This window comes from Hylemonella gracilis ATCC 19624 (genome assembly GCF_000211835.1).
GTDB lineage: Bacteria > Pseudomonadota > Gammaproteobacteria > Burkholderiales > Burkholderiaceae_C > Hylemonella > Hylemonella gracilis.
In genome coordinates this window covers 152,182-168,193 of the sequence record NZ_AEGR01000029.1, presented here as the reverse complement: position 1 = coordinate 168,193, position 16,012 = coordinate 152,182, and the positions used below count along the sequence as shown (strand labels likewise).

General features: G+C 63.4%; 11 protein-coding genes. 4 read left to right on the top strand and 7 right to left on the bottom strand.

All coding sequences use genetic code 11. The features are described from left to right. The 3 genes from HGR_RS17940 to ppa all read right to left on the bottom strand — a co-directional run. Nucleotides 1-1,290, bottom strand: a 1,290-nt coding sequence (locus tag HGR_RS17940; RefSeq protein WP_006296553.1) for a methyl-accepting chemotaxis protein, incomplete at its 3' end; no start/stop codon positions are given. Between the two features lie 200 nt (nt 1,291-1,490). Further along, nucleotides 1,491-1,991, bottom strand: coding sequence for a chemotaxis protein CheW (locus HGR_RS02775; protein ID WP_006296552.1), 501 nt, complete (start codon nt 1,989-1,991; stop codon nt 1,491-1,493). A gap of 118 nt (nt 1,992-2,109) precedes the next feature. After that, entirely contained in the window at nt 2,110-2,646 is a 537-nt protein-coding gene (gene ppa / locus HGR_RS02770; RefSeq protein ID WP_006296551.1) for an inorganic diphosphatase, read from the bottom strand. 203 nt (nt 2,647-2,849) lie between these two features. Here ppa and HGR_RS02765 point away from each other — a divergent pair, with 203 nt between their 5' ends. Both HGR_RS02765 and HGR_RS02760 read left to right on the top strand, forming a co-directional pair. After that, nucleotides 2,850-4,916, top strand: a complete 2,067-nt coding sequence (locus tag HGR_RS02765) for a sodium-translocating pyrophosphatase (protein WP_006296550.1) — start codon at nt 2,850-2,852, stop codon at nt 4,914-4,916. 409 nt (nt 4,917-5,325) lie between these two features. Then, the gene (locus tag HGR_RS02760; protein ID WP_081463419.1) at nt 5,326-6,036 is read left to right on the top strand and encodes a response regulator transcription factor; all 711 of its coding nucleotides are present in this window, start codon (nt 5,326-5,328) and stop codon (nt 6,034-6,036) included. A gap of 38 nt (nt 6,037-6,074) precedes the next feature. Here HGR_RS02760 and HGR_RS02755 read toward each other — a convergent pair whose 3' ends face one another. The 4 genes from HGR_RS02755 to HGR_RS02740 all read right to left on the bottom strand — a co-directional run bounded on the left by HGR_RS02755 (nt 6,075) and on the right by HGR_RS02740 (nt 13,958). Beyond that, nucleotides 6,075-8,228 (bottom strand): hybrid sensor histidine kinase/response regulator, encoded by a 2,154-nt coding sequence (locus HGR_RS02755; protein ID WP_006296548.1) that lies wholly within the window; start codon nt 8,226-8,228, stop codon nt 6,075-6,077. After that, nucleotides 8,228-9,376 (bottom strand): ABC transporter substrate-binding protein, encoded by a 1,149-nt coding sequence (locus HGR_RS16705; RefSeq protein WP_006296547.1) that lies wholly within the window; start codon nt 9,374-9,376, stop codon nt 8,228-8,230. The genes HGR_RS02755 and HGR_RS16705 overlap by 1 nt, the downstream gene beginning before the upstream one ends. Nucleotides 9,377-9,382: 6 nt before the next feature. After that, nucleotides 9,383-11,419: a TonB-dependent receptor plug domain-containing protein gene (locus HGR_RS02745; RefSeq protein ID WP_237701361.1), complete on the bottom strand. Its 2,037-nt coding sequence runs from the start codon at nt 11,417-11,419 to the stop codon at nt 9,383-9,385. Nucleotides 11,420-11,807: 388 nt separating this feature from the next. After that, entirely contained in the window at nt 11,808-13,958 is a 2,151-nt protein-coding gene (locus tag HGR_RS02740) for a TonB-dependent receptor plug domain-containing protein (protein WP_237701360.1), read from the bottom strand. 241 nt (nt 13,959-14,199) lie between these two features. Between HGR_RS02740 and moaA the strand changes: the two genes are divergently transcribed. Together moaA and mobA are read left to right on the top strand one after the other, a co-directional pair. Then, the gene (gene moaA / locus HGR_RS02735) at nt 14,200-15,378 is read left to right on the top strand and encodes a GTP 3',8-cyclase MoaA (protein WP_039852092.1); all 1,179 of its coding nucleotides are present in this window, start codon (nt 14,200-14,202) and stop codon (nt 15,376-15,378) included. Then, nucleotides 15,371-15,994 carry a molybdenum cofactor guanylyltransferase MobA gene (gene mobA, locus HGR_RS02730; protein ID WP_006296543.1) on the top strand — a complete coding sequence of 208 codons (624 nt, stop codon included), beginning with the start codon at nt 15,371-15,373 and terminating at the stop codon, nt 15,992-15,994. The genes moaA and mobA overlap by 8 nt, the downstream gene beginning before the upstream one ends. The last annotated feature ends 18 nt before the right edge of the window (nt 15,995-16,012 follow it).

Here is a 16,012-nt window from a genome sequence, read left to right as displayed (position 1 = left end):
GCGCTGCGCCAACGCGCGCACCTCGCCCGCCACCACGGCGAAGCCACGACCTTGCTCGCCCGCGCGAGCGGCTTCGACCGCCGCGTTCAAGGCCAGGATGTTGGTCTGGAAAGCAATGCCGTCGATGACGTTGATGATGTCGGAAATCCTGCGAGAACTCTCGCTGATGCCCTTCATGGTGCCCACCACCTGCGCCACAACCTCGCCACCCTGCACGGCCACGGTCGAGGCGCTCTGCGCAAGCTGGTTGGCCTGCTGGGCATTCACCGCGTTCTGCTTGACCGTGCTGCCCAATTCGTCCATTGACGCGGCGGTTTGTTCGAGAGCGGCCGCTTGGTTTTCGGTGCGCGCGCTCAGATCTTGGTTGCCCTGGGCGATTTCCACGCTGGCCACCGAGACCGACTCGCTGCCCAAGCGAACCCGGCCCACGATGCTGGACAAGTTCTGCTGCATGCGCAACAGAGCGCGCAGCAAATGCGTCACTTCATCCGCGCTGGGGGCTTGGTTGGCAAGATGCCCATCGGCACCCTTGAGCAAGGCAGCACGTTGACGGTCATCCAAGCGCAGATCCCCCTCGGCGATGCGCTGAGTGACCTCGTAAGCGCGCCGCACCGGACGAACAATGGAACGCGTGGCCAATATGGCCAAAACGATGCCCGCCAGTATCGCCGTCACGGCGCCAACGATCTGGATGATCTGACTTTGCCATGCATTCGCCTGGGCCTCGGTCTGGGAATCCACCAGCATCTGGCTGGTGTACTTGGCCACCTTGCGCGCATCGCGCAGGTACAACGCTGCCAAGGGCTGCAATTCGCTGTCGATCGCGATCAGCACATCCTTGCCGGCCTGCTGCTGCTTGATCAGTGCCGCCCGCGCGTTGACGTATTCACTGCGCCGACGCGCGACGTCACGCAGCAGGGTCTGGCCCTGCTCGTCACCGGCCAGCAGCTTCTCCAGCTCCTCCTGGTCGGCGCTGATGGCCTTGGAGGTGACGTTGATCGCATCCTGAAGCTGATCACGAAAGTAACCGTTGCTCGTCTTGAGCGCTGCCTCGGCCCGGGTCCAGTTCAGCTCGATCAGAGCCCCCCAGCGCTCGGCGAGCAGACTGCGCCGCATCTCGAGGGTCGAGACCTTCTCACTGGCATTCTTGAGCGTATTCAAGCGCCAGATGCCGACACCCGCCACGGTGGCCATGATCAGCAGCAGCAAGGCAAAAGCCAGCCCCAGTCGCATGCCGATGGGCATGCGCGATCCGAAACTCTGGATGTTTGTTTTCTTGCTCTGTGTCATTGTCAATATCCGCCCCATGCCAATTGCCGGATTTGCAGCTTCCCCGGGAATGTCACACATCTCCCGACCGCCAGATTCATGCAAAAAAGGGGCCAGAAATCATGTGTGGGCCGTGCCACATCGGCAGCCTGTCAAGAAAAAAACATGAAAAAAGGGCGCCGATCAGCGCCCTTGTGCTTTGCCTATTCGAGCCCTGTTCGTCAGCCCGAAACGGAGGACAGCATCCCCATTTCGGCACTGCCCATCAGCGCCTCCATGTTCATGATGATCAGCATGCGATCACCCACGTTGGAGAGGCCAGTGATGAACCGCGCGTCCAGCGTGGTGTCAAACTGCGGCGCGGGAGAAATTTGGTCTGCCGAAAGCGTCACCACGTCGGAGACAGAATCGACCACCACGCCAATCACGGTCCCTCGCACGTTGAGGATGATGACCACCGTGAACTCGTTGTAGGCCACCTTGTCGAGTTGCAGCTTCATGCGCAAGTCGATGATGGGCACGATGACCCCGCGCAAATTCACCACGCCTTTGACGTAAGCCGGCGCATTGACCATGCGGGTGGGCTCCTCGTAAGACCGAATCTCCTGCACACGCAGGATATCGATGGCGTAATCTTCGTCACCCAGGCGCAGCGTCAGGTACTGGCCGGATGTCGTGGAAGCGATCGCGCCGATGTGGGTCTGAGTTTCGCTGAAGGACATGATGAAAGCTCCTGGGCGGGCGCTGCGCGCCGTGGTGAGGAAACGGGAAAACCGGACAGCTGCACAGCCATGATACACGCCACGGCGCCGCCGTGGCGTGCCTTGCCCTGGCCTTGCTTCAGGCCAGGGACTTCTTGTAGGCGGCGACCCCGTCCATGATTTCCTTCTTGGCGGCCTCGGGACCTTCCCAGCCCTGCACCTTGACCCACTTGCCCTTTTCGAGGTCCTTGTAGTGCTCGAAGAAATGCTCGATGGTCTTGAGTCGCATGGGGTTCATGTCTTCGGGTTTCTGCCACTGCGTGTAGAGCGACAAAATCTTGTCCGTCGGCACCGCCAGCACCTTGCCGTCAACGCCGGCTTCGTCCTCCATTTTCAGGATGCCGATGGCGCGGCACGGCACGACCACGCCAGGAATCAAGGGGACGGGCGTGATCACCAGCACGTCCACGGGATCGCCATCACCCGCGATGGTCTGGGGCACGTAACCGTAATTCGTGGGGTAGTGCATGGACGTGCTCATGAAGCGGTCCACGAAGATGGCGCCGGTCTCTTTGTCGACCTCGTACTTGATGGGATCGCCGTTCATCGGGATTTCGATGACCACGTTGAAGGCTTCGGGGATGTTCTTGCCGGCGGGGACGTTGTCGAGAGCCATGATTTCCTTTGTGTTTCCTTGGGTTGCGTCAGGAGTAACCCCGATTCTACCGGCGCACTCCGCCCCCCAGAATGGTCGCGTTGGCCAATCGTCATGCCTCTGCTCACTGGGCGGCGGCGCGGCGAGGAAGCAACGCAGCGGCGGCCCCGCCTCGCGTTGCCGCCCCTCACGCGTCCACTCACAACATCACAGAGGAGTTCGACATGACAGGCAACAGTGCACTGATACTGGCGCTCATTTGCGGTCTGATTGCCGTGGCCTACGGCATCTGGGCGCGCAGCTGGATCCTCGGCAAGGATCCCGGCAACCCCCGCATGCAGGAGATCGCCGCCGCCATCCAGGCCGGTGCCGCGGCCTACCTCGCGAAGCAATACAAGACCATCGCCATCGTGGGCGTGGTGCTGGCCGTGCTGATCGCCCTCTTCCTGGACCCGACCACGGCACTTGGGTTCGTGGTGGGTGCGGTGCTGTCAGGCGCCTGCGGCTTCATCGGCATGAACGTCTCGGTGCGCGCCAATGTGCGCACGGCGCAGGCCGCCACGCAAGGCATCGGCCCAGCGCTGGACGTGGCCTTTCGAGGTGGCGCGATCACCGGCATGCTGGTCGTGGGCCTCGGGCTGTTGGGCGTGACCACGTTCTACTGGCTCCTGGCCGGTGATGGCACGCCCGTGCAAGGGCGGTCACTGGCTCAGTTGCTCAACCCGCTGATCGGCTTTGCCTTTGGTTCCTCCCTGATTTCCATCTTCGCGCGGCTGGGCGGCGGCATCTTCACGAAGGGCGCCGACGTGGGCGCCGACCTCGTGGGCAAGGTCGAAGCCGGCATCCCGGAGGATGATCCGCGCAACCCAGCGGTGATCGCCGACAACGTGGGCGACAACGTGGGCGACTGCGCTGGCATGGCGGCCGACCTGTTCGAGACCTATGCAGTGACCTTGATCGCCAGCATGGTGCTGGGCGCGCTGCTGGTGACTGCCGCTCCGCTCAATGCCGTGCTTTACCCGCTGGCCCTGGGCGCGGTCTCCATCATCGCGTCCATCATCGGTTGCTTCTTCGTCAAGGCCAAGCCCGGCATGAAGAACGTGATGCCAGCGCTTTACAGAGGTCTGATCGTCGCTGGCGTGCTGTCGCTGGTCGCTTTCTATTTCGTGACCCAATGGCTGATCCCTGACAACGCCCTGGGTGGCACCGGCGCGCAGATGAAGCTCTTCGGTGCCTGCGTCGTGGGTTTGGCGCTCACGGGCCTGCTGGTCTGGATCACCGAGTTCTACACCGGTACGCAGTACAGCCCCGTGCGTCATATCGCGCAAGCCTCCACGACAGGCCACGGCACCAACATCATCGCGGGCTTGGGCGTGTCCATGCGCTCCACGGCCTGGCCAGTGCTCTTCGTCTGCGCGGCCATCTGGGTGTCCTACGCGCTGGCGGGACTGTACGGCGTGGCCGTGGCCGCGATGGCCATGCTCTCGATGGCGGGCATCGTGGTGGCGCTGGACGCCTACGGCCCCATCACCGACAACGCGGGCGGCATCGCCGAAATGGCCAACCTCCCCGACAGCGTGCGCGCCGTCACCGACCCGCTGGACGCCGTGGGCAACACCACCAAGGCCGTGACCAAGGGCTACGCCATTGGCTCGGCTGGCCTGGCTTCCCTGGTGCTGTTCGCTGACTACACGCACAAGCTCGACACCCTGGGCCAGAGCGTCAAGTTCGACCTCTCAGACCCCCTGGTGATCATCGGCCTCATCATCGGCGGCTTGATTCCCTACTTGTTCGGCGCCATGGCCATGGAAGCCGTGGGACGTGCGGCGGGTGCGGTCGTCGTTGAGGTGCGGCGCCAGTTCCGCGACATCAAGGGCATCATGGACGGTACCGGCAAGCCTGACTACGGCGCCGCCGTGAGCATGCTCACCGGTGCAGCCATCAAGGAAATGATGATCCCAAGCCTGCTGCCGGTGGTCGTGCCCATCGTCGTCGGCTTGGTCCTCGGCCCGGCGGCCCTGGGCGGGCTGCTGATGGGCACGATCGTCACCGGCCTGTTCGTGGCCATCTCGATGTGCACGGGGGGCGGGGCCTGGGACAACGCCAAGAAGTACATCGAGGAAGGGCACCACGGCGGCAAGGGCAGCGAGGCGCACAAGGCCGCCGTGACTGGCGACACCGTGGGTGACCCCTACAAGGACACCGCCGGCCCAGCCGTGAACCCCTTGATCAAAATCATCAACATCGTGGCCCTGCTCATCGTGCCGCTGGTGGTGAAATTCCACGGCTGAGCTGAGCCCCGTCATCGCCCGCCCCGAAGCGGCGGGCGGGGCAGGCGTCGGTGCGACAAGCCCGAACGCCCCCTTCTCTTCGCTCTGTCAGAACCCGCACGCGACCGACAGCGCGATCCTGGCACAGGCCAGGAAATCAGCTCTGGCGCACGCCCCAACTGGCAGCGGCGCTCAACCGCGCCCGTGCGCAAAAAATCAACGCCCGTGTCACCGGGCTCGTGGGGCGATGCCCGACTGTGTGTCGGTGGAATGCAACATTCCCTGCGTTCACCCACCGAGCAGCACTAGACGGCCCACGGCCGCTGGCCTCCGGGCGGCGCAGCACAAGCCGCACCCCCGCGACGCACAACCAAAAAATGGAAGGTGACCATGCGCAGTCGGCGTTTGTCGCAAAATAGGACTATTCCAAATGCGAATACTGCGCACAAGAGAGTCCGTTTTGAAAATTCTCGTCGTTGACGATCACGCCCTGATCCGAGAAGGTTTGCGCCAAGTCCTGCGAGGACTCGATACCACCGCTTGTGCAGCAGGGCCTGATTGCCCGGTTGAAACCCCGGTAGCGGAACCACTTCAAGTGCTTGAGGCGGCTTCCTGCGCCCAAGCATTTGAGCTCGCCAAGGAAACTGACCTCGACTTGGTGTTGTTGGACTACCACCTGCCGGACATGAACGGACTGGAGGCCCTGGACGTCTTTGCGCGCCGCCATCCCGACTTGCCCATCATCATGTTGTCGGGCTCCGTGAATCCGCGGGTGCGCCAACAGGTCATGGAACGTGGCGCGGCCGCCTTCCTCACCAAATCGGGCATGAGCGATGAGCTGCTCTCCGTCACGCGACTGGTGCTCGCTGGTGGTTCACCCGCGACACCCGCGCCCGCACCAGCTCTTCCCGCCCTGACACCCCGGCAGGAAGAAGTTCTGCGATTGCTCCTGGACGGTCTGACCAACAAGGAAATCGGCCGCCTGCTGGACCTCTCAGACGAAACGGTGAAAAACCACGTCAGCAACATCCTGCGTTGCTTCGGCGTGGCCACCCGGACGCAAGCGGTTTTGGCCGCGCGCAAGCACGGCTACTACCCCCGCATGGAAGATCCCGGGCTGTCCTCGGAAAATGGGCTCTAAACCATTCATGCCCAATTGGGCATGAGTAACTGGGCAGATCACATGTCCAAGGGTTGATGGCGGCTCAGGCGACGCAGCAAGGTGCGCAACTTGGCGGGTCGCACGGGCTTGTGCAGCAGGGGAAGACTGATTTCACGGCACAGCTGGATCAAATCAGGGTCCGTGTCGCCACTCATCAAGGCTGCGGGCAGGTCACGATCCAGGTACTGGGCTGATCCCGCCTGCCGCCGCATGTGCTGGCGCAGACCCTGCACGGCCCACATGCCGTTTTCACCGGCGCGGAGCCGGTAGTCGCTCAGCAGCACATCCGGCTCGAAGCCATCGTCGATGACCGACAGCGCGTCGCGCAAGCCATCCACCACGGCCACAGCGCAGCCCCAGGACTGCAGGAGATCTTCCAAGGCTTGGGCTGACGCACCGTCATCCTCGATCACCAGCACACGCAAGCCCCGCAGATCATCGGGCGCACGCGCGGGTTCCACGGTGGGCGGAACGAACTGACGCTCCCCTTCTGGCGCGAGAGGAACCTCCAGCGTGAACCGGGTACCCCGCCGCAGCCGAGACGTCAGGCGCAGAGGATGCCCGAGCAGACGGGCGGTGCGATGCACGATGTTCAGCCCGAGACCCAAGCCCTTGGCGCGATCCCGCTCGGGGTTACCGATCTGATAGAACTCCCGGAAAATGTCCTCCTGGTGCTCGGGCGCGATGCCCACGCCCGTGTCCCAAACCTCGATGAGCACCACCCCTCTCTCCCAGGCCACGGACTCACCGCCCTTGGGCAGGCGGGCGCGACACGACAGCAACACCCCACCTTCCCCGGTGTAGCGCAGCGCGTTGCTCAAAAGATTGAGCAGGATACGGTGCAGCAGCGCGGGGTCGGTATGGACCCAGAGCTCCGTGTCGCGGGGCTGACGCACCCTGAACTGCAGGCCCTTGTCTTGGGCCACCGGCAACAGTGCACCGCGCAGTTGGGCGAGCAACGGGGGCAGAGGAACTGGCCGAATCTGGGCCTGCACGGCATCGGCGTCCAGACGAGAGACGTCGAGCAAGGCGTCCAGCAGGTCCTGCATGGCGCGGACCGAGGCCTCCAGATTGCCAATCAGGCGACGCGTTTCCGAATCATGAGGCAGCTGCGTGAGACGTGCCACGAACATGCCCAGCGCGTGGATGGGCTGGCGCAGGTCGTGACTGGCCGCCGCGAGAAAGCGGGATTTGGCTTGCGTCGCCAGTTCCGCTTCCTCCTTGCGCGCTCGCAACTCCGTGGTCGCCTGGGCCACGCGCTGCTCAAGTTCCTCGTGGTGCGTTTGCAAACGCTGCGCCATCTGGTTGAGCCCCGCCTGAAGCTCGCGCAGCGGGTCATCGGGCCGGAGTTCACCGCGCACGGACAAATCACCTGCACCAATGCGTCCGATCATGCGTGACACCCGCAGCACGGGAGTCACGACGCCTCGCCCCAAAGCCCAGGCCATCAACAAGCCCAGCAAGAGCCCCCCCACCATCACGGCCAAGCCGATGCCCAGCATGAAACGGCTGCGCTCGGCCACGACCTCGCGCGAGATTTCCACCATGACATAGCCCAGCACGCTGGGCGTGCCCAGATCCATGGCGATTCCCTCGCCCTCGTACACCTCATCCAGGCGCAGGCGGGAAGACCATACGGGCTGGACCAGGAATTCGTCGGCGCTGGAGGGATCGATCCAGCGCCATTCACGGCCGGACAGAGGCAAGAGATCGGGAGGCAGGTACAGGTCCTCAAGCCGCATGACGACGCGCGGCGCGAGCGTGCTGGGATCGACGCGGGCACCGCCAGATGCGGCCAACACCTGTCCCCGGGGGTCCAGCACCAGGGCCATGCGCACGCCCGATTCACGCAAGGCGCCGGTCGTCAACGCTTGCAGGTTTTCAAGATTGGCGGAAAACAGTCCGTACTCGCTGGCACTGGCCAACTGGCGCGCCAGCGTACGTGTCCACTGCTGATGAGCCTCATCAAGATCGTCATAACGGCCGGTCAGAAACACCGCCGACAGCACCAAGGTCACCAGCGTGACCGGCAGCATGGCGGCAACAGCCATGCGGGCGCGGATGTCGCGCAGCAGTCTGAAGGGAATCAGGCGCCGCAACCACGGACGAAGATGGGTCGCGCAGAAACGGGCCAGGATTGGCGGCAGGATAAAGCGACTGCGGCTCAGCATCACCGACTCTCCTCTTGCGCACCGGTCTGCGCAAGGTGGTGTGAGGAATCCAGTGGCCACGCCGATGACTTGCGCTCCTGCCCCCCTCTGGATTCCAGACGGCGCAGGCGTTCGGCCAGGTCCGCGGCGTCGAGTTGTAAACCCAGAGAGCGCGCCACGTGCGCATTCACGCTCACTTCGAACCATTGCGTGTACTGCGGCAGCCCCAAGCCGCGCGCTTTTCCATTTTGTTCGGTCAGGGCATCGCGAACCAGCAAGGCCACCTGCGCGCCGATTTGTTCCGGTGTGGCGTACAAAGCCAGGAGCGCACCCGCGCGGACGTACGCTGGCGAGAACGCCTGCATCGGTACCTTGGCGCGGAAAGATGCCAGCAGGATGTTCTGGATGGTGTGGCTGTTGTAGATTTGCGGGTCCGCCATGGCAAGCAGCACGTCGGATTCGTCCAGGACCTGCTTCAAGCCAGGGAAAATGGGGTCATTGACTCCGAGGCGCGCGCTGACCAAGCGCAGACCACGTTCACGCGCCAACTCGGCGAGTTGCTCCTCCATTTGCAGTGCCCCAGGCACCGTGCCCACCAGCACGCCAACCCGACGGGCCTGCGGCAGGGCCAAGCGGATCAAGTCCAATTGACGTGCCAAGGGTTGGTTCAAGTACAGGGCGGAAAACTCCGGTCCAGCACGGCGACCGGCCTCGCGCATCAGGTATTCGAAGCTCTGCCTCGGCAACAAGGTGCACAGCACCGGGGCGCCAGCGAGCGCGGACAGGGTCTGTCGAGCCAATTGGGCACAGGCTTGAACGCCAAGGGCGATGTGAAGCCGAGGTGGTGGCTGCATTGGTGTAAGCGGCAAGTTATCAGCCGGTACGTTCGACCGGGCAAAGACAGCCACCTTGCCGTCCTGGCGCAAGGCCTGAGACAGAGATTTCTCAAAGGCTTGCGCGGCTTGCTCATAAGCCTCGCCGGTACCGCTGTACACCGCGACCACCGTGGAACCCGCAGGCGACGTGGAGATCGGGGCTTGGGGGGCGGCAGCAGGTTGCGCGCCCACGGGCAGCAAGGTCTGCGCCATCCAGAACAGCACGATCAGCTTGCCATGCCGCTGGTGTTGGACAGCCGCAAGGCCGTGAGAATGGGGGCGCCAGTTCCACACGGCCGTTCAATATCCCAGTTCCAGGGTGAGAAAAACACGACGCTGGTAGCGGATCTCTGGCACGTCGTCCGCGTCCGCACCGTCGATGTTTTGCAGGGTCAAGGCCAACTCCGCTTGCCGCCTCACGTCCTTGCCAGAGCCCCAATTGAATGTCCTTGCCACCCGCATGTCGACCCGACTGTGTGGGGGAGCGACCTCGATATTGTTCGGATAGATTCGCTCGTCCATGTAGTAGTCCCAGAGGCTGAAGCTCCAGCCTCTGGAAAGACGTTGGGTGAAGAGCAGGCTGTGACTTCGGTAAACCGGCTGCTCCGAACGGCCTATGACTTGGTCGCTTGTGAACTGTGCGTGGGCATAGCGCAGTTGCGCGCCACGCCAGGGTTGCCAGATCAGTTGCGCCTCCGCCCCTTGAAGGTCGAAATCCTCGCCGTTGACGTACGTGAACACCCTGCCACGCCTGGCCAACTGCCCTCCGATCTTGCTGGCGCGGCGATCGACGATGACGCCACGCACCCTTTCCTGGAAAACGCGCAAGTCGAAGCTAAACGCCGTGCCAGCATCCGCCAACCAGCCCAGCTCCGCGCTGTCCACACGCTCGGGACGCGACGGGTCTCCCAGGGCCGCGTCGTATTCATAGCCGACTTCCTGTCCGGTCCGCGGGTCGTGGTAGCGCACATCCGCCTCGCGCTCGAACATGCTCGCTGGACGGAAAGCCCGGGAGACGCCCGCGCGCAACGTGTGCGTGGCCGAGCCCGTTTTCCCGACGTTCCAATTGAGCATGAGGCGAGGCGCCAATTCGTTCTCCTCAACGAGGCTACTGTGCTCGATCAAGGCACCGGCATTGAGCAACCAATCGTCGGCGAAATGCCATTCGACATTGCCGAACAATCGGGCGAAATCCTCCACATAAGGCTGGTAGGTGGCATACAGGGCGTAGGAGTCCGAGGTCTCACGACGCAACTCAGCACCCCACACACCGCGCAACGCCGGGCTGAGACGCCGGGTCTGCTGGGCCAGCAGATTGGTGCTGCTCGTGCGCCCACTGCGGTCGTACAGGACGCCTTGCCCATCCGAGCCCTGCGGGGGATAGGGCATGGTTCCGCGCTCGCGCTCGAGCACTTGCTCATCGGTGTGCGAGAACTGAATCCACAGATCGGCGTTGACGTCCAGGTTGCGATTCCAGTCCACCTGCGCATAGGAGGTTGTCATGCCCCTGGTGTGCAACCCTGGAAAATCGTAATGCTCGCCGATCCAGCTTTCGATCCAGCTCTGCCCGGCCCGAAAACTCAGTTGGTCCTGTTGGCTGACATAGGCATCCGCGCGGGCGTTAACGCGCCGCACTTCCACAGGGCCTCCCGCACCTTGCAAGCCGTCGTCCAACCGCCGGTCCGCGCTCAACCGCCAACCGGTGAACCCGAGTCCAGACACCTGATCACCCACGATGGACGCGGGATCGCTGTCCGCGACACCGCCAAATCGGACGCCCCAATCGTTGATGCCCGCGCCATCGCCGCCTACGCCCCGCGTGAGCCTGACCATCACCCCCTGCGTGTCCACCAAATCACGGGTGATGATGTTGATGCTGCCCTTGAACGCCCGCGCACCGTAGGTGGCGGAGTTCGGGCCGCGGAAGATTTCAATGCGTTCGATATCGTCCAGCGCCACGGTCTGCAAGCCTGGCCCCACGCTGCCGCCCAGATGGAGGGAATACACGGAACGACCATCGACCAACAATTGCATCTGGTTCGGAAAAGTGGATCTCAAACCGTGGTAACTGCCTGCGGACGCGCCTTCTTCGAACGAGTTGGAAACCGAGAAGCCCGGCACCAAGCGCAGCAGATCGGCCACGTCACGCGCTCCACTGGCGCGTAGGGTCTCGCGGTCAATCACCGTGACAGCGCCCGGAACCTCATCAAGCCGCTGAGGCAGACGCGAGACGGTCAGGACCACGGGCACCTGCGGCTCCAGGTAGTCCCGCTCCGAAAGCAAGCGAGACGACGGGTCTTCCGGATTCTGTCGGATTCCCGGCGCGGATTCGGACACGGGTGGCTCGGGTTTGAGGGAGTCTTCTGAAGCCGACGCCGGAAGCGTCTTGAAAACCAGCCCCCCCAGCAATATCACCGACGCAGGCAAGGCGCGGAATGGCCGAGGCCTGCGGGCCGATAAAAGCGGCGAAAACTTGATCAACGCGAACATCTGCGACTTCCACACTCCCTATGTCGCTCATTTTGCCCTGGGACCTCCGAAATTCGTCCACCCTGCGCAAATCCTCCGAACGTCACCCAGTGCTGGTCAGTCATGCCCCGGCGCATCTTTTGCGTTCTCGCCCCATCCATCGCGATGCGCAGAGGGCAGACGGCTCCAGGGCGATGTCACGCGCTGCGATCGCCGCGACGCCGCAGCCTGCGCACGAGGCTCCATTGCGGTCGCCTCAATACCCCAGCTGAAGCGTGAAAAAAACGCGGCGCTGGAAGTACCGCGGGTTGTCCTCGCTGTAGTCAACGTCGTCGCCATCGATGTTCTGCCAGGTCATTGCCAGCTCGGCGTTCCGCCCCGACCACCAGCGGTCATCCAGGCGTAACGCCTTGGCCAGCCGCAAGTCCACCCGGCTGTAGGGCTGCGCGTACTTGATGTCGTTGGAATAGATGCGATCGCCCATCTCGTAATAAAACGCGCTGGCGGTCAGACCCCAGGGCAGGCGCTGGATGTAAAGCAGGCTCTGGCTGTAATGCGTGGGTACAGCAGTGCCTTGGGCCGCCGGCGACAAACGCATCCGTTGCTCGCTTTCAAACTGAGTCCAGGCATAGTGCAGCTGCGCGCCCGACCACGGCTTCCAGCGCAGCTGCGCCTCCGCGCCCCGCACATCAAAGTCCTCTCCATTGACGTAAGTGAAGACCTTTCTGCCTCTGTCCGCAGTACCTCCCGCTTTATTGACCCAGTTGTCTATCACCACATCGTGCAACCGCTCCTCAAACACACGCAAGTCGAGACTCAGCGCCGATCCGGCTTCCACCAGCCACCCCAACTCCTTCACGTCTATGCTCTCGGGCTCCACGCCACCGCCGAGTGAGGCGTCATACATGTAGCCAATATCCGCGCCTGTGTTTGGATCCTTGAAGCGAATATCGGCATTGCGTTCAAAAACACTGACCGGGCGGAAGGCCCGCGACACCCCTGCGCGCAAGGTATGGCGCGAGGTATCCGTGTCGGCCACCCGCCAATTGACCATGAGACGCGGAGCAATTTCGTCCTTGTCGGCAAGGCTGCTGCGCTCGGCCAATGCCCCCGCGTTGAGCAGCCAATCCTCGGCAAAGCGCCACTCGATATTGGTGAACAGACGGGTGAAGTCCTCGATGAAGGAACGACTCGTGTCGTAGAGCGGTTCGGAGGTAGTTTCCTCTCGTCTCAGCTCCCCACCCCACACCCCGCGCAAGCTTGGGCTGATGCGCACCGTATGCTGGGCAAGGAGGTTTGTGCTGCGCGCACGGCCACTCAAGTTCCAGGCGATGTCCGAGTAATAACGCCGATTCAGTGGCGATCGAGAAGAGAAATAGGTCAGTTCATCCACATCCTCGTCCGTATGTGACAACTGCACCAGCAGGTCGCCATCCTCATTCAGGGCGCGGCGCCAGTCGATTTGCGCATACCCCGTGGTGATCGTGCGCGTGTGGGGGCCTGGAAGAGGATTGTCTTCTCGCCCCAACCAGTTCTCGATCTGGCTCTGTCCCGCGCGCAATTCAAGTTGATCCTGCACGCTGATATTCAGATCGGTGCGCAAATTGATGCGCTGCACGGTCAAGGAACCGCTAGCACCTCGAAGGTTGTCATCGCGTCGACGGTCGGCACTCAAACGCCAGCCTGTCATGCCGAAGTCACTGTTCTGCATGACCTGACCGCTGCCCCCCAGACGCAGGCCCCAATCCTCCACGCCCGCGCCATGCTCGCCCACGCCCCCCGAGAGGCGCGCCATCACACCATGCGTGTCCACCAGATCGCGCGTGACGATGTTGATGCTGCCCAGAAATGCGCGAGCGCCATAGGCGGCGGAGTTGGAGCCCCGATAGATTTCAATGCGCTCGATATCGTCCAGCGCCACCGTCTGCAGGCCCGGCCCGACACTTCCCGCCAGATACAGGGAGTACACGGAACGCCCATCCACCATGAGCTGCATCTGGTTAGGAAACATGGTCCGGATTTGGCTGTGATAGCTTCCCGCAGCGGTGCCATCCTCGAATGCGTCGGAAACGGCAAAACCCGGCACCAGTCGCAGCAGATCCGCCACATCCCGCGCCCCGCTCGCATGGATCATCTGTCGGTCGATGATGGTGACGGACCCGGGTATTTCATCCAGCCTCTGGGGCAGGCGCGAAACGGACAGCACCACGGGAACCTGCGCATCCAGATAGTCCCGCTCGGAAGGCATCAAGGCAAGCAGGTCGTCTTGCCCTCGGGTATCCGGCGCATATTCAGGCGCGGGCGCGCTCGGCTGCTGGGCTGGCTCGGCCGCCGAAGCCGCAAGGGATCTGAAAATCACCCCCCCGACCAGCGTCAATGCAGGGAAAGCACGGAGCCACTGGGCCATGTCGTGTAAAGAAATCGGGGGAAACTTCATAGGCAGGCGTACCAGAGGCAAAGGCGGCTGAAAAAGAGGCGGCCCTTGCGCAAAGGCTGGGTCTTCCCAAGCATGGACCGGCTTTCCGCTCGTGCACTGTGACTTCCACACTCCCTGTGCCGGCTATTTTGCACCGCGCCCCTTCTGAAAATGAATCCCGCTGCACAATCTGACGTATGCAGGTGCCGCCCCGGATACCTTTGCCAAACCCATGACTTCTCCGCGCGTTATCCCCATCGTTGACCAACGCCCCCCGCGACCGAGCCGCGGCAGAGTACCTGCGCCAATGGCTTCCAGCCGGACCGGTGACTTGCTGTTGCCGGACTCCTTGCACGCCTTGCCGCCACTCGATCGCCTGAAGCGCCCCCTGCACGATCTGCGCATCAGCGTCACCGACCGGTGCAACTTCCGCTGCAGCTATTGCATGCCCAAGGAGGTCTTCACCAAGGACTACCCCTATCTGCCGCACGGTGACCTGCTCACCTTTGAGGAGATCGCTCGCCTTGCCCGGGCCTTCGTATCCCTGGGGGTGCGCAAGATCCGCTTGACCGGTGGCGAGCCCTTGCTGCGCAAGAACATCGAGGCCTTGATCGAGCAACTGGCCGACATCCGCACCCCGCAGGGACAGCCCCTGGAGCTCACCCTGACCACGAACGGCACCCTGCTGGCGCGCAAAGCCGCGTCGCTGAAGGCGGCCGGCTTGCGCCGCGCCACCATCAGCCTGGACGCCCTGGACGACACCATCTTCCGCCAGATGAACGACATGGACTATCCCGTGGCCGGCGTGCTGGAAGGCATCGCGGCGGCGCGCGCGGCGGGATTGGGCCCACTCAAGATCAACATGGTGGTCAAGCGCGGCGTCAACGACCACGAGATCGTGCCCATGGCACGGCATTTCCAGCGCGAGGGACTGACCCTGCGTTTCATCGAGTACATGGACGTGGGCGCAACCAATGGCTGGCGCATGGACGAAGTGCTGCCCAGCGCCGCGGTGCTGGAGCGCTTGCAACACGCGGCGGCGCAAGGCATGCTGCCCGCGCTCGCGCCCCTGGAACGCGCGGCCCCCGGTGAAACAGCCGAGCGCTGGGGCTATGCCGATGGCAGCGCCGAGGTGGGCTTCATCAGCAGCGTGACCCATGCCTTCTGCGGAGATTGCAATCGCGCCCGTCTTTCCACCGAGGGCCAGCTCTACCTCTGCCTCTTCGCCCACCAAGGCCATGATCTGCGTGGCCTGCTGCGCGCTGGCGCGAGCGACGAAGACATCGCCGCGGCGATCTCGGGCGTCTGGCAGGAACGCACGGACCGCTATTCGGAACTCCGCGCGTCCCTGCCTCCCGAGTCTTTGGGCGCGATGCGGCCGCGCATCGAGATGAGTTACATCGGTGGCTGACGCGGACATCACCGGCCTGATCCTGGCTGGCGGGCAAGGCAGCCGCATGGGGGGCGTGGACAAAGGCCTGCAACCCTTCCAGGGCGAGCCCTTGGTGTTGCATGCTTTGAGGCGGCTGCGCCCCCAGGTCTCGGCCGTGGCCATCAGCGCGAATCGCCATCTCACGACCTACGAGGCGTATGGCGTGCCGGTCTGGCCGGACCCTCTCCCAGGCTACCCCGGTCCGCTGGCAGGCCTGCTGAGCGGGCTCACGCGGGCGACCACGCCTTGGGTGCTCACTGTGCCCTGCGATGCACCGCGTTTCCCAACGGATCTGGCTTCCCGCCTGTACCACGCGGCCCAAAGGCAGGGGGCCGAGATCGCCTTGCCCGTGACGGACCGGCTTCAACCGGCCTTCTGCCTGGTCGCCACATCATTGCGCGATAGCCTGGCCAACTACCTCAACGCGGGTGAACGCAAGGTCGAAACCTGGGCCCGACAACATCGCTGGGTGGAAGTTCCTTACGGACTGCAGGGAGACGATGCCCTTGCCTTTGCGAACCTCAACACCGAAGAAGAGCTGAAACTGCTCGAGCAACGCGACACGCCTGGGTACCCGAAGAAGCAAAGTGCATGACAACGGATACCGTCAGCG

Bases quoted from the DNA above. Each gene is read 5' to 3' on its own strand.
- HGR_RS02775 (WP_006296552.1), bottom strand. From the start codon at position 1,991: ATGTCCTTCAGCGAAACTCAGACCCACATCGGCGCGATCGCTTCCACG.
- ppa (WP_006296551.1), bottom strand. From the start codon at position 2,646: ATGGCTCTCGACAACGTCCCCGCCGGCAAGAACATCCCCGAAGCCTTC.
- HGR_RS02765 (WP_006296550.1), top strand. From the start codon at position 2,850: ATGACAGGCAACAGTGCACTGATACTGGCGCTCATTTGCGGTCTGATT.
- HGR_RS02760 (WP_081463419.1), top strand. From the start codon at position 5,326: ATGCGAATACTGCGCACAAGAGAGTCCGTTTTGAAAATTCTCGTCGTT.
- HGR_RS02755 (WP_006296548.1), bottom strand. From the start codon at position 8,228: ATGCTGAGCCGCAGTCGCTTTATCCTGCCGCCAATCCTGGCCCGTTTC.
- HGR_RS02740 (WP_237701360.1), bottom strand. From the start codon at position 13,958: ATGGCCCAGTGGCTCCGTGCTTTCCCTGCATTGACGCTGGTCGGGGGG.
- moaA (WP_039852092.1), top strand. From the start codon at position 14,200: ATGACTTCTCCGCGCGTTATCCCCATCGTTGACCAACGCCCCCCGCGA.